13 protein-coding genes are annotated in these 14,274 nt (G+C 61.5%); 6 read left to right on the top strand and 7 right to left on the bottom strand.

Annotated elements, in window-relative coordinates; genetic code table 11:
• Positions 1-56 precede the first annotated feature (56 nt).
• From SX1_RS08115 to SX1_RS08075, 7 genes are all read right to left on the bottom strand, one after another.
• Entirely contained in the window at positions 57-470 is a 414-nt protein-coding gene (locus SX1_RS08115; protein WP_019052579.1) for a GFA family protein, read from the bottom strand.
• 1 nt (position 471) lies between these two features.
• On the bottom strand, positions 472-1,317 hold the full coding sequence (locus SX1_RS08110; protein WP_026002685.1) for an AAA family ATPase: 846 nt from the start codon (positions 1,315-1,317) through the stop codon (positions 472-474).
• 87 nt (positions 1,318-1,404) lie between these two features.
• Entirely contained in the window at positions 1,405-2,085 is a 681-nt protein-coding gene (locus SX1_RS08105) for a DUF6975 family protein (RefSeq protein ID WP_019052578.1), read from the bottom strand.
• A 596-nt stretch (positions 2,086-2,681) separates the two neighbouring features.
• The gene (rpoD, locus tag SX1_RS08090; RefSeq protein WP_019052576.1) at positions 2,682-4,739 is read right to left on the bottom strand and encodes an RNA polymerase sigma factor RpoD; all 2,058 of its coding nucleotides are present in this window, start codon (positions 4,737-4,739) and stop codon (positions 2,682-2,684) included.
• 77 nt (positions 4,740-4,816) lie between these two features.
• Positions 4,817-6,718, bottom strand: a complete 1,902-nt coding sequence (dnaG, locus tag SX1_RS08085; protein ID WP_019052575.1) for a DNA primase — start codon at positions 6,716-6,718, stop codon at positions 4,817-4,819.
• Positions 6,719-7,123, bottom strand: coding sequence for a GIY-YIG nuclease family protein (locus SX1_RS08080; protein ID WP_019052574.1), 405 nt, complete (start codon positions 7,121-7,123; stop codon positions 6,719-6,721). It abuts the gene before it with no gap.
• A gap of 121 nt (positions 7,124-7,244) precedes the next feature.
• Positions 7,245-7,697, bottom strand: a complete 453-nt coding sequence (locus SX1_RS08075; RefSeq protein WP_026149584.1) for a GatB/YqeY domain-containing protein — start codon at positions 7,695-7,697, stop codon at positions 7,245-7,247.
• Positions 7,698-7,854: 157 nt separating this feature from the next.
• Here SX1_RS08075 and carA point away from each other — a divergent pair, with 157 nt between their 5' ends.
• The 6 genes from carA (at position 7,855) to SX1_RS08050 (ending at position 14,223) form a co-directional block, all read left to right on the top strand.
• On the top strand, positions 7,855-9,033 hold the full coding sequence (gene carA / locus SX1_RS08070) for a glutamine-hydrolyzing carbamoyl-phosphate synthase small subunit (protein ID WP_026149583.1): 1,179 nt from the start codon (positions 7,855-7,857) through the stop codon (positions 9,031-9,033).
• Positions 9,030-9,398, top strand: coding sequence for a ribonuclease E inhibitor RraB (locus SX1_RS08065; protein WP_017184684.1), 369 nt, complete (start codon positions 9,030-9,032; stop codon positions 9,396-9,398). The genes carA and SX1_RS08065 overlap by 4 nt, the downstream gene beginning before the upstream one ends.
• Positions 9,399-9,415: 17 nt before the next feature.
• Positions 9,416-9,685, top strand: a complete 270-nt coding sequence (locus SX1_RS22470; protein ID WP_019052571.1) for a hypothetical protein — start codon at positions 9,416-9,418, stop codon at positions 9,683-9,685.
• Entirely contained in the window at positions 9,669-13,004 is a 3,336-nt protein-coding gene (gene carB / locus SX1_RS08060) for a carbamoyl-phosphate synthase large subunit (RefSeq protein ID WP_019052570.1), read from the top strand. The genes SX1_RS22470 and carB overlap by 17 nt, the downstream gene beginning before the upstream one ends.
• Positions 13,005-13,084: 80 nt before the next feature.
• Positions 13,085-13,561: a transcription elongation factor GreA gene (gene greA, locus SX1_RS08055; protein WP_017184681.1), complete on the top strand. Its 477-nt coding sequence runs from the start codon at positions 13,085-13,087 to the stop codon at positions 13,559-13,561.
• A gap of 23 nt (positions 13,562-13,584) precedes the next feature.
• Positions 13,585-14,223 (top strand): rhomboid family intramembrane serine protease, encoded by a 639-nt coding sequence (locus SX1_RS08050; protein WP_019052569.1) that lies wholly within the window; start codon positions 13,585-13,587, stop codon positions 14,221-14,223.
• Positions 14,224-14,274: the final 51 nt, after the last annotated feature.

The raw sequence follows: 14,274 nt of genomic DNA, 5'->3' as shown, positions 1-14,274 counted from the left end.
GGCCTTGAATGTGAAGGAAAGGCTACAGGCAAAGCGCGTGCGCGCAAGAGTCTAAATCAGGCGACAGGCGGGATTTGTGCCGGATAATGGGGCAGGTCGGGATCATGATAGGCCCAGGCAGGGGCTGCATCGGTCCAGATAATGGCCTGCGGACCCAAGAGTGCCGGATCGTCCAGCGCGCCAGCGCGGATGAAGGTCAGGTGCGAACGCGATTCGGCCAGGCTGAACAACGGCGTGCCGCAGGTCGGGCAGAAGCCGCGCTTCATCGCATTGCCGCTGTCGGCGACACTGTCATGCCAGCGCACCTCGCCGGTGGTGATGACATGCTCGCTGGGGAAGCAGATATTCACCGTGCTGGACCCGCCGCCCAGATATTGGCACAGGCGGCACCAGCATTGCCGCGCCGCCATCGGTTCCGCGTCGATCCTGATGCGGACGGCACCGCACAGGCATCCGCCTTCATGCGCCATGTCAGCGCCCCTGACGCCGGGCCATGAAGGCCAGCCGTTCGAACATCATCACATCCTGCTCATTTTTAAGGAGCGCCCCATGAAGCGGCGGGATGGCCTTGGTCGGATCGCTGTTCTGGAGGACGTCCAGCGGCATATCCTCATTCAGCAGCAGCTTGAGCCAGTCGAGCAACTCGCTGGTGCTGGGCTTTTTCTTCAGGCCCGGCACGTCGCGGATGTCGTAGAAAATATCCATCGCCTTCGACACCAGGATTTTCTGGATGCCGGGGAAATGCACGTCGACGATCGCCTGCATCGTGTCGCGATCGGGGAATTTGATATAGTGGAAGAAGCAGCGACGCAGGAAGGCGTCGGGCAATTCCTTCTCATTGTTCGATGTGATGATGACGATCGGGCGATCCTTGGCCGCAATCGTCTCGCCAGTCTCATACACATGGAACGCCATGCGATCGAGTTCCTGCAACAGGTCATTGGGAAATTCGATGTCGGCCTTGTCGATCTCGTCGATCAGCAGCACGGGCAGGGTGGGGGAGGTGAATGCCTCCCACAGCTTGCCCTTGCGGATATAGTTGGCAATGTCGTGGACGCGCTCGTCGCCCAGCTGGCCGTCGCGCAGACGGGCGACGGCGTCATATTCATAAAGCCCCTGATGCGCCTTGGTCGTCGATTTGACGTTCCATTCGATCAGCGGCGCCCCCAGCGCGGTCGCAATCTCCTGCGCCAGCACGGTCTTGCCGGTGCCCGGCTCCCCCTTCACCAGCAGCGGGCGGCGCAGCAGCACCGCGGCATTGACCGCGACCTTCAGGTCGTCGGTGGCGACATAATCCTGGGTGCCTTCAAAACGCATCATAGTTCGTCCGCTTGCCTGTCATGGCTACCGGACTAGGCAAAGCGATGCGGGTGCGCAAGCCGCGCGGGCGATATAGCCCCAGGATCAGTTCTGGCGCGCGCGGATGTCGGCGCGGGCGGCCAGCAGATCCCACAGGCCGCGATGCTGGTTCAGCAACTGGCGCGCGCCGAACTGGATGGCCCGGTCGACCACGTCATCCCCGCCGATCGCGCGCGCGACCTCCAGCGTGGCGGCCCGTTCGGGCAGGGTGCAGCGGTGCGGCTCCATGCCGGCACGAAGCGCCGCCATGTCGAGAATGTGACGCACCGCGCGCCAGTCGAGCATCAGCGCCATCGCCGCGCCCATGGCGCAACCGCGCCGGTCGGACTGGGCCAGCATGTCGAGCGCATGGCGTTGCTGGCCAACGGTGGTTTCGCAATCGGCCTGGCCCGCCGTGCTGGGGGCGGGGCCGACCGCGACCGAAACCTGGGTCAGATAGGCGCGTTCGGATGCGAAGGAATCTGCGGCCTCGATCAACCATGCACGCGCGGCATTGTCGGCCGATCGCGTGGCGGCATGATCGATCACGCCGGGATGCCGGCCATGCAGCAGGCACAGATAATAGGCACCATCCGCCAGATCACCCAGCGACAGAAGCGAATCCCGCGCCACGCTGGCGCCCGCGCGATTGGCATAGGCATGGGCCGCCGTGCCATCGGCAGCGACGAGCGCCTCCAATATCCGCGATATATCGCCAAATTGATAGCGTGGTGCCGCTTCGCTCATATGCCATTCCCTGTTCGCCCCGGTCCGCCAGCGGGGATTTGACGGTCAAGCTACGGGAACGGGGTAAAGGAGCGGTTTACGGACGAGAAAAAAGGCGACCACGATCTTTGCAAAGCCGCTAATGGCGTTTTGGAAAGCGTTCATCCTCCCCCGGCGGGAAAGGGGTATCGCATAGGGAACTGTCTGCTCCTTCATCGTCATGCTGAACTTGTTTCAGCATCCATCGTGCACCACAGGTCGCCGCTAGTGGATTGATTTTGACATTTGCATCCCCTGGCGGCTGGGATGGCCCTGCAAATGTCAAAATCGTAAAATCCACTAGAATCAAAAGATTGCTAGTGGTCCGAAAAGATTCTGACATTTGAACACGCCTTATCCCATAAGGTAGCAAATGTCAGAATCGGACCGCTTGTGACGGGAAATGGATCCTGAAATAAATTCAGGATGACGTTGTGTCATGACGAGAAATCAGATGCGATACTAACGGAGGATGAGCTTGTTCAATCCGCCAATGTCGTGTCGGCAAACGACATGATCGCCATGGAAAAGGGCGGCCCAATCAGACCGCCCTTTGATACTTAGCAATAAGCAGCAGCTTACTGGTCGAGGAAACTGCGCATCTTGCGGCTGCGGCTCGGATGTTTGAGCTTGCGCAGCGCCTTTGCCTCGATCTGGCGGATACGTTCGCGGGTCACGCTGAACTGCTGGCCCACTTCCTCCAGCGTATGGTCGGTATTCATGCCGATGCCAAAGCGCATCCGCAGCACGCGTTCCTCGCGCGGGGTCAGCGACGCCAGCACGCGGGTGACGGTTTCCTTCAGGTTCGCCTGGATCGCGGCATCCACCGGGATGATCGCATTCTTGTCCTCGATGAAGTCGCCCAGATGGCTGTCTTCCTCGTCGCCGATCGGCGTTTCGAGGGAGATCGGTTCCTTGGCGATCTTCATCACCTTGCGCACCTTCTCCAGCGGCATGGACAGGCGCTCGGCCATCTCCTCCGGGGTCGGTTCGCGGCCCTGCTCGTGCAGGAACTGGCGGCTGGTGCGGACCAGCTTGTTGATCGTTTCGATCATATGGACCGGAATACGGATGGTCCGCGCCTGATCCGCGATCGACCGGGTGATCGCCTGACGAATCCACCAGGTCGCATAGGTGCTGAACTTGTAACCGCGGCGATATTCGAACTTATCGACCGCCTTCATCAGGCCGATATTACCTTCCTGAATAAGATCAAGGAATTGCAGGCCACGGTTCGTATATTTTTTAGCGATGGAGATGACGAGGCGCAGGTTCGCCTCGACCATTTCCTTCTTGGCGATCCGCGCTTCGCGCTCGCCCTTCTGCACCATGTTGACGATGCGGCGGAACTCGCTGAGCGACATGCCGGTCGCCTGCGCGATTTCGCTGACCTCGGTGCGGATGCGTTCCACCGCGCGCCCTTCGGCAGCGACGAAGGCGGTCCATTTCTTGTCGATACCCGCAACCCGGTCCAGCCAGCCATCGTCCAGCTCATGGTTCACATAGCGGTCGAGAAAGTCCTTGCGCGGCACCTTGTGCCGCTCGGCCAGACGCAGCATCTGGCCGCCCAGCGCGGTCAGGCGCCGGTTGTAGGCATAAAGCTGATCGACCAGATATTCGATCTTCTGCTGGTGGAACTGCACGCTTTCGACCTCGGCGGTCAGGCTTTCGCGCAGTTCGTGATAGCGATCCTCTTCCGACTGGCTCAGCGCGTCGCCATTGCCCATGGCCAGCATGCGCGCGGCCTGGATGCTCGAAAAGGCGCGGAAAATCTCCGTGATGGTCGCAAACTTCTCCAGCGCCATCGGCTTGAGCGTTTCTTCCATCTGCGCAAGGGAGAGGGTGTTGTCCTCTTCCTCTTCCTCTTCGGCGCGGCGGGTGCGGCGCTCGCCCGAACCATCCTCATCCTCGTCGGCGTCGGCGGACTCCTCTTCGGGCTCCTCCTCTTCCTTGAAGCTGGGACCGGCGGTCTTTTCGCTTATTTCGCCATCATCATCCTCGGCGCCTTCTTCCAGGCTTTCAGGCGCAGGGTCTTTGGACAGCATCGCGTCGAGATCCAGAATCTCGCGCAGTTGCATTTCGCCATTGTTGAGCGCCGTCGACCATTCGATGATCGCGTTGAAGGTCGTCGGGCTTTCGCACAGGCCCAGGATCATGGTGTCGCGACCGGCCTCGATCCGCTTGGCGATGGCGATTTCGCCTTCACGGCTGAGCAGTTCCACCGCGCCCATTTCGCGCAGATACATGCGAACGGGATCGTCGGTGCGATCGACCGTTTCCTTCTTTTTTTCGGTGATCAGCCGGGGCGAACCGTCATCGTCCTCCGCCACTTCATTGGCGTCGTCATTGTCATCCTCGCGCTGCTGGTCCTCACCATCATCGCCGGCTTCTTCATTTTCGACGATGTTGACGCCCATGTCGTTGAGCGCGGACATGACATCCTCGATCTGCTCGGACGACATCTGGTCCTGGGGCAGGGCGCTGTTCAGTTCGTCATAGGTGATGTAGCCGCGCTTCTTGGCACGGGCGAGCAGCTTCTTGACCGAGGCTTCGTTCAGGTCGAGCAGCGGGGCATCGCCACCTTCATCTCCGCCATCACCCGCACCCGCACTTTTGCTGTTCGCCTTGGTCGCCATTTATTCGCCTTAACTCCGCCGCTCCTTCTTGCCGGAGCGATCATTCAAATCCCTCGTCCCATGACGGGACGATCATATCACTCAATGTCGTCGGACTGCGCGAGTTCCGCCAAGCGGCTTTCATGGTCCATTTTCAGCCGATGGACCCGTTGCTGCTCGGCATAGCTTGCCTCGTTGAGGTCTTCCCTCGCCCGTCTCGTCGCCTCCGCCAATGCAGCGTCCAGCTCCGGTCCCTGCGCCATCACCCGAATGGCCTCCTCCAGATCGCGGGTCACGCGATCGGCGTCGGTTGTCATCCTGTGGGGGGTGAATGTGAACGTGTCGGCCCGAAGCATCCCCTTCGCCATATTATACACTTCACCTGGCCCCAATATGGTAAGGAGGCCATCGGTTTCAACTGTTTCTTTGCGAAAGGATGCAGCAATCATCGCGGCGAGCAATTGACCCAGCGCCCGATCCGCCACTTGCAGGCTCGCCAATGTCTCGCGATGGCGAACAATCTGGTCGGGATGGCGCAGCAAACTGGCCAGAATCGCGCGCAACAGCCTTTGTTCCATGCCGGTTGCGCCGATCGCGCGAGCTTCCTGGCCGACCGGAGCGATCGGCGGTTTCCAATTCCCCTTCCTGTCGCGCTGCCAACGGCCAGCATTATTGGCACCTTGCCCGCGCGGGGCGTTGTTGAAGGCGGGCCGGGCGAAAAACAGCGCGTCATAGCGCTCGCGGAACGCATGGGCATAATGGGCGCGCACGTCGGGATGGTCGATCGCCTCGGTAATGGCGGCCAGTCTTTGCTTGAGCGCCGCCTTTTGTTCGGGCGTATCGAGTGGCGCGACAGTCTGTTCGTGGCTCCACAGCCGTTCGACCAGCGGCTGCGCGGCGGCCAGCACCGCCTCCATCGCCGCTGGCCCTTCGGCGCGGATCAGGTCGTCGGGGTCTTTGCCCGCAGGCAGCGTCGCAAAGGCCAGGCTATGGCCGGGGCGCAGCAGGGGCAGGGCGCGCATCGCCGCGCGGATCGCCGCCTTCTGCCCCGCCGAATCGCCATCGAAGCACAGGATCGGCACCTCGACCATCTTCCACAATCGTTCGATCTGATGCTCGGTCAGCGCCGTGCCCAGCGGCGCAACCGCATCGGCAAAGCCCGCCTGCGCCAGCGCGACCACATCCATATAGCCTTCGACCACGATCACCCGGCCGGTATTGCGGCTGGCGGGGGAGGCGCGGTCGATATTGTAGAGGGTGCGCCCCTTGTCGAACAAAGGCGTGTCGGGGGAATTGAGATATTTCGGCTCCCCTGCGCCCAATGTCCGCCCGCCAAACGCAATCACGCGTCCGCGAATGTCGCGGATCGGCAGCATCAGCCGCCCGCGGAAACGATCGTACGTGTCGCGCTTTCTGGTTTTACCGCCATCCGGCTCGGCACCGTCCGGGTCGATCAGGAGGCCAGCCTCGACCAGCATCGGTTCGCCAAATTCCTTGAGCGCGCTTTTCAGCCGCCCGCGTCCATCGGGCGAATAGCCAAAGCCGAACGCTCGTCGCGTCGCATCGCTGATCCCGCGCTTGCCCAGATAGGCCCGCGCCTCCGCGCCCTCGATCCCGCCCAGTTGCTCCTCGAAAAAGCCCTGTGCCGCCGCCATCGCGTCATGCAGCCCTTTGGCCGCCTCCGCCCGTTTCGCCGCGCGCGGATCGGCCGCAGGCACGTCCATCCCCGCCGCCTGCGCCAGTTCCTTCACCGCCTCCATGAAGGGCAGGCCGCGCTGGTCCGTCATCCACCGGATCGCGTCGCCATGCGCGCCGCAGCCGAAGCAGTGATAAAAGCCCTTCTCGTCATTGATCGTGAAGCTGGGCGTTTTTTCGTTATGGAACGGGCAGCACGCCTTATATTCGCGCCCCGCCTTCTGCACCTTCACAGTACGCCCGATCAGCGTGGACAGCGAAGTACGCGCACGCAATTCATCGAGAAAGGCGGGGGTCAGGGACATTTAACTCCCCTCCGGCGGCACTTCACTACCGCCGTTCGTTTCGAGCGCAGTCGAGAAACCCGCACGCGGCATTTGCGGTTTCTCGACTTCGCTCGAAACGAACGGGGTGCGGGACGGATTTCGCTCGTGCGGCGGTCTGTCGAAGTGCGATACCATTGACCAGTTCCCGGCAATCAGCGCCTCTTTCTTGGCGCGCGACCAGCCGCCAATGACCTGCTCGGCTTCCAACGCCTCGATCCGCGTGCCGAACGTTTCGCTCCAGACCAGCGCTACCGGACGGCGTTTTCGCGTAAACGCACTGCCTTCACCATTATGATGCTGGCCCAAGCGGTGATCCAGATTGTCGGTGTGGCCGGTATAATATCGACCGTCAGAGCATTTCAGCATGTAGGTCCAGAAAGCCATGTGCGGAATATGCCTGAACCGGCCTTTAAGTCGAGCGTCATGCCCGGCGTTTCTCGACTTCGCTCGAAACGAACGGCGGTTGTGGGCAACCCCTCCCTTGGACGGGAGGGGCTATATAATGTCACCCCAGCGCCGCCTTCACCAGCGCGCTTGCCTTGCTCATGTCGATCACCTGGCCGTGCCGTTCCTTCAGCACCGCCATCACCTTGCCCATATCCTTGACGCTCGCCGCGCCGACTTCGGCCTTGATCCCCTCGATCGCCGCCTTCGTCTCATCCTCGCTCAACTGTTGCGGCAGGAAGCTTTCGATTACCTCCAGCTCGCTCTGTTCCTTGGCGGCCAGTTCGTCGCGCCCGCCATTTTTGAACATGTCGATCGATTCGCGGCGCTGCTTGACCATCTTTTGCAGCACTTCGACCACCACCACATCGTCGTCGGGCACGCTGGTGGCCACGCGCAATTCGATGTCGCGGTCCTTCAGCTTGGCCAGGATCAGGCGCACGGCGGCCAGACGTTCCTTGTCGCCCGCCTTCATGGCTGTGATCTGGGCGCTCTTGATGGTATCGCGAATCATGGCGAAGCGAATCCTGTTCTTATCGGGAAAGAAGTAGATATAACGCCAAAAGAGATTTTTAACAGGCGTTGACCGCGACGTCGCACAGGCATAGGTGACCGGCCGTTTAACCCGCACCAGACGGGACCCCGCAAAAGCAAAAAAGGACCACCCGACCATGGCTGACGCCAAGACCCTCATTGTGCCCAAAGGAGCGACAGGGGTATTGGTTTTTGCCGATGGTTCCGCCGTGTTCGGCCGTGGCTTCGGCGCGGTGGGCGAAGCGGTGGGCGAACTTTGCTTCAACACCGCCATCACCGGCTATCAGGAAATCATGACCGACCCCAGCTATGCGGGTCAGGTCGTGACCTTCACCTTTCCCCATATCGGCAATGTCGGCACCAACGCCGACGATGTGGAAGCGGACACGCCCTTTGCGCTGGGCTGCGTCGTGCGGCAGGACGTCACCGAACCCAGCAATTTCCGCAACGTCCAGCCATTTGACGCATGGATGCGCGATCATGGCCGCATTGGCCTGTCGGGCGTCGATACCCGTGCGCTGACCCGCATGATCCGCGAAAAGGGCGCGCCCAACATCGTCATCGCCCATGATCCCGACGGTCAGTTCGACATCGCCGCGCTGGCTGCCAAGGCCGCCGCCTGGCCGGGGCTGGAGGGCATGGACCTGGCCATCGAAGTCACAGGCAAGGACAGCCGCTTGTGGAACGATGGCGGCTGGACGCTGGGCGCGGGCTATAGCCATGGCGAGGCGGGCGCTGATCGCCCCCATGTCGTCGCGATCGACTATGGCGCGAAGAACAATATCTTCCGCAACCTGGTAAAGGCTGGCGCGCGCGTCACCGTGCTGCCCGCCACCGCGACCTTCGATCAGGTGTCGGCCCTGTCGCCCGATGGCGTGTTCCTCTCCAACGGTCCGGGCGATCCCGCCGCGACCGGCGCTTACGCCGTGCCGGTGATCCGGCAGGTGCTGGACGCGGACATCCCCGTGTTCGGCATCTGCCTTGGCCACCAGTTGCTGGGCCTTGCCGTCGGCGCAAAGACCATCAAGATGCATCAGGGCCACCGCGGCGCGAACCATCCGGTCAAGCGGCTGGAGGACGGGCTGGTCGAGATTACCAGCATGAACCATGGCTTCGCGGTCGACGCGGCGACGCTGCCCGCCAATGTCCGCGCCACCCATGTCTCGCTGTTCGACGGCAGCAATTGCGGCATTGCGCTCACTGACAAAAATGCCTTCTCGGTCCAGTATCACCCCGAAGCCTCGCCCGGCCCGCAGGACAGCTTCTATCTGTTCCAGCGCTTCGTCGATGGCCTCAAAAAAGCCGTGGCGGCATGAGCATCAAGCTGCCTCCCGTCGATGAAGCGCGGCTGGCCGCCGAATGGGAAGCGGACCGCCAAGTCCTCGCCAACCTCGCCGCCAATGGCGACAAGGCGATGATCCCGCGCCCGGTGGATGTAAGCTTTCGCGGATCGGAAAAGGATTTCGAACGCGTTCTGACCATCGCCAGCCAGTTCGGCATGGTCGAACTGGACCGGGAGGAAGATGAAGAAGGCGACCTGTTCCTGTTCCTGGAATGCGAACAGGCAGTCGACGAAGCCTCGATCCGCGCCCTGACCAAGAAATGCCTCCAGATCGAAATACTCTGCGGCGTCGAATATGACGGCTGGGGGTGTGAGGCGCGGACGGGGGCGGTGCATTGAGGCAAGTACCGTGGATTTTGATCGCAATCGCGCTTGCGGGATGTGCAAGTGATCGCAAATTTTCTCAAAGCGATTTCGATAAGATCTCCGATAAATGTGGCTTGCCGCGATCAACTTTGAATTTGAGGGGCAAGGACGAGCTTCAACTCCAGCCGCCACTGGACGCAAAATATGAAGCGGTCGATTGCATCCTCAAAGAACTTAAAAAAGCCAACTATCCATTGAAAATGGGCTTTGTTGGTAACGAACTCTATAAAGAAGAGGCTTCCAATGCCCAAGCGCACTGACATCTCCTCCATCCTCATCATCGGCGCTGGTCCGATTATCATCGGCCAGGCGTGCGAGTTCGATTATTCGGGCACGCAGGCGGTGAAGGCGTTGAAAGAGGAGGGCTATCGCATCATCCTGGTCAATTCCAACCCGGCCACGATCATGACCGACCCGGAATTTGCCGACGCCACCTATGTCGAGCCGATCACGCCCGAAATCGTGGCGAAGATCATCGAGAAGGAGCGGCCGGATGCGGTGCTGCCGACGATGGGCGGACAGACCGCGCTCAACACCGCGCTGGCGCTGTTCAATGACGGCACGCTGGAAAAGTTCGGCGTCCAGATGATCGGCGCTGACGCCGAAGCCATCGACAAGGCGGAGGACCGGATCAAGTTCCGCGACGCCATGGACAAGATCGGCCTTGAATCCGCCCGTTCGCGCATCGCCCACTCGATGGAAGAGGCGCTGGAGGCGCTGGAGTTTACCGGCCTGCCTTCGATCATCCGTCCCAGCTTCACCATGGGCGGCACCGGCGGCGGCATCGCCTATAATCGCGATGAGTTCATGACCATCGTGCGCGGTGGCCTGGACGCTTCGCCCACCACCGAAGTGCTGATCGAGGAATCGCTGCTCGGCTGGAAAGAATATGAGATGGAGGTCGTGCGGGACCGCAACGACAATTGCATCATCATCTGCTCGATCGAAAATGTCGATCCGATGGGCGTCCATACCGGGGACAGCATCACCGTCGCCCCGGCGCTGACGCTGACCGACAAGGAATATCAGATCATGCGCAACGCATCCATTGCGGTGCTGCGTGAAATCGGCGTCGAAACAGGCGGTTCCAACGTACAGTTCGCGGTCAATCCCAAGGATGGCCGCCTGATCGTGATCGAGATGAACCCGCGCGTCTCGCGCTCCTCGGCCCTCGCGTCGAAGGCGACCGGCTTCCCGATTGCCAAGGTCGCGGCCAAGCTGGCCGTGGGCTACACGCTCGACGAGATTACCAACGACATTACCGGCGCGACGCCAGCGAGCTTCGAGCCGACCATCGACTATGTCGTGACCAAGATCCCGCGCTTTGCCTTCGAAAAGTTCAAGGGCGCAGAACCGCTGCTTGGCACCGCGATGAAATCGGTCGGCGAAGTCATGGCGATCGGCCGCAACATCCACGAATCGATGCAGAAGGCGCTGCGCGGACTGGAAACCGGCCTGTGCGGCTTTAACGATGTCGATCATCTTGTCGGCGCGCCCAAGGATGACATCGTCGCCGCCTTGTCGCAGCCCACGCCCGACCGATTGCTGGTCGCGGCCCAGGCATTGCGCGAAGGGCTGAGCGTCACCGAAATCCACAATATCGCCAAGTTCGATCCCTGGTTCCTTGAGCGGATCAAGGAAATTATCGATGCGGAAGGCGAGGTTCTGGAAAACGGCCTGCCGCGCGATGCGGACGGGATGCGTCGCCTGAAATCCATGGGCTTTTCCGACAAGCGGCTGGCCTATCTCGCGCTCAAATCCGCCAATCTGCGCGGCATGGAACGCGGCATCGCGCGCGGCTCCGGCCTGATCCACGAAGCGGTCAAGGCGATGACCGGCGGTGTGACCGAGGATGAAGTGCGCGCGCTGCGCCACAAGCTTGGCGTGCGCCCGGTGTTCAAGCGTATCGACACCTGCGCCGCCGAGTTCGAGGCGAAAACGCCCTATATGTATTCGACCTATGAAGCGCCGATCTTTGGGGAAGCGGAAAATGAATCCGCCCCGACGGATCGCGAGAAGGTGGTCATTCTGGGCGGCGGGCCGAACCGGATCGGGCAGGGGATCGAATTCGACTATTGTTGCGTCCATGCCTGCTTTGCATTGAGCGACGTTGGCTATGAAACCATCATGGTCAACTGCAACCCCGAAACCGTGTCCACCGACTATGACACGTCGGATCGCCTCTATTTCGAGCCGCTGACCGCCGAGGATGTGCTGGAAATCCTCGACATCGAAAAATCGAAAGGGACGCTCAAGGGCGTCATCGTCCAGTTTGGCGGCCAGACCCCGCTCAAGCTGGCGCAGGCGCTGGAAGATGCGGGCATCCCGATCCTGGGCACGTCCCCCGACGCCATTGACCTGGCCGAAGACCGCGAGCGTTTCGCGGCGCTGATCGACAAGCTGAAGCTGCGTCAGCCCGCCAACGGCATTGCCCGCAGCCGGGAAGAGGCGATCGCGGTCGCCAACCGCATCGGCTATCCCGTCCTCATGCGCCCCAGCTATGTTCTGGGGGGCCGGGCGATGGAGATTGTCGACGGGCAGGCCCAGCTGGAAGAATATATCACGACCGCCGTTCTGGTGTCGGGCGAATCGCCTGTGCTGATCGACCAGTATCTGCGCGACGCGATAGAGGTCGACGTCGATGCCCTGTGCGATGGCACCGATGTCGTCGTGGCTGGCGTGCTCCAGCATATCGAGGAAGCCGGCGTCCATTCGGGCGACAGCGCCTGCTCGCTGCCGCCCTATAGCCTGAGCAATGACATCATCGCGGAAATCGAACGGCAGACCGAAATATTGGCCCATGCCCTGTCGGTGCGCGGGCTGATGAACATCCAGTTCGCGGTCAAGGATGGCACGGTTTACCTCATTGAGGTGAACCCGCGTGCCAGCCGCACCGTCCCCTTCGTGGCCAAGGCGATAGGCACCCCCATCGCCAAGATCGCCGCGCGCGTGATGGCGGGCGAGATGCTGGAAACGCTGCCCACGATCGATCGCAACGCGATCAACCATGTCGCGGTCAAGGAAGCGGTATTCCCCTTCGGCCGCTTCCCCGGCGTCGATCCGGTCCTGTCACCGGAAATGAAGAGCACCGGCGAAGTCATGGGAATCGATAGCGATTTCGCCACCGCCTTCGCCAAGGCGCAGATCGGCGCTGGCACCATGTTGCCGACTGGCGGCACGGTGTTCATATCGCTGAAGGACGGCGACAAGCAGGTCATCCTGCCCGCTGCCAAGAAGCTCGCCAATATGGGCTTCCGCATCATCGCGACCGGCGGCACCGCGACCTTCCTGGCCGACCATGGCATCGCGGTCGAAACCGTCAACAAGGTGGCGCAGGGCCGTCCGCACATCGTCGACCGGATCACCGACGGCGACGTGCAACTGATCTTCAACACCACCGAAGGCTGGCAGTCCTTGAAGGACAGCAAGGCGATCCGCACATCGGCTCTACGGGCGAAGATTGCCAGTTTCACCACGGCCGCCGCCAGCGTCGCCGCGGCAGATGCAATCGAGGCTTTGCGGGACCATCCCCTTGAAGTGCGGTCGCTCCAGTCCTATTATCCCCTGTCGCAAGCCTGATCCCCTGCACAAGGACACACGCTGCGGGTGGCACCATGTTGGTCGCCGCCAAAGGGAAGTTTTGACGAAGGATTTGCATAATGGCGACCGTTGAGAAGATGCCGATGTTGCAGGTGGGCTATGACAAGCTCATGGGGCAACTCCGCGAACTCAAGGCTGAACGGCCATTGATCGTTGACGCCATCGAAGAGGCGCGCGCCCATGGCGACCTGTCGGAAAATGCCGAATATCACGCGGCGAAGGAACGTCAGGGTCAGGTGGAGGCCACCATCTCCGATCTGGAGGACAAGCTTTCGCGCGCGCAGATCATCGATCCCAAAAGCCTGTCGGGCGACAAGATCGTGTTCGGCGCGACCGTCACCTTGTTGGACGAGGATGACAAGCCGGTCAAATATCAGATCGTGGGTCAGGCCGAAGCGGACGCGAAGCTGGGCATGATTTCCTATAACAGCCCGCTTGGCCGCGCGCTGATTGGCCGCACGGTCGGTGAAGATGTGGAAGTGTCGGTCCCGTCGGGCGACAAATTCTACCAGGTCGAAAAAATCGATTTCATCTGATCGTGAGATTACCTGCAGGCAGGATGACCAACGGGATCGCGGCGATTACCTTCGTCGCGTTTCTGCTGCTTGATCTGACCGGGCGCACGGATGATGCGGCCATCATCGGCGGCTTCATTCCTGCGCGCATTGCCGATCCGGCGCTGCTGGATGGCATGGCGGCTGTCCCTGCCTGGCTGACGCCGCTCAGCTGCACGCTGATCCACGCAGGCTGGCTGCATATCGGCTTCAACCTGCTGATGCTGGTGTTTTGCGGGCGGCAGGTCGAACAGGTGTTGGGGAAGGGCGGTACGCTCTGCCTCTATCTGACCGGCGCTTATGGCGCATGCGCCGCGCAATGGGCGATCGACCCCGGTTCGACCAATCCCATGGTGGGCGCCAGCGGCGCGATCTCAGCGATCATGGCGACCTATGCCCTGCTATACAGCCAGCAGACGGTTCGCAGCATTGGGCCGATCTCGGCCAATATCGTGCGCCTGCTCTGGCTGGCGGCGGCGTGGATCGGTTTGCAACTGATGATCGGCATCGCGACCGCTGGCGGGATGGGGCAGCTTGGCCAGATCGCCATTGCCGCGCATATTGGCGGCTTTCTTGTGGGGCTGGTGCTGACGCGCCCGCTGTTGCGCTGGCGTTTCCGAAAGCCGCCCCAGCCCCTCAATTAAAGTCTGTTTGCTTTGCGCAGCTACCCATCCTCCCCTTGCAGGGGAGGTGGC

The sequence above is a fragment of the Sphingobium xenophagum NBRC 107872 genome, assembly GCF_000367345.1.
GTDB lineage: Bacteria > Pseudomonadota > Alphaproteobacteria > Sphingomonadales > Sphingomonadaceae > Sphingobium > Sphingobium xenophagum.
This window is presented reverse-complemented; position numbering and strand designations above follow the sequence as displayed.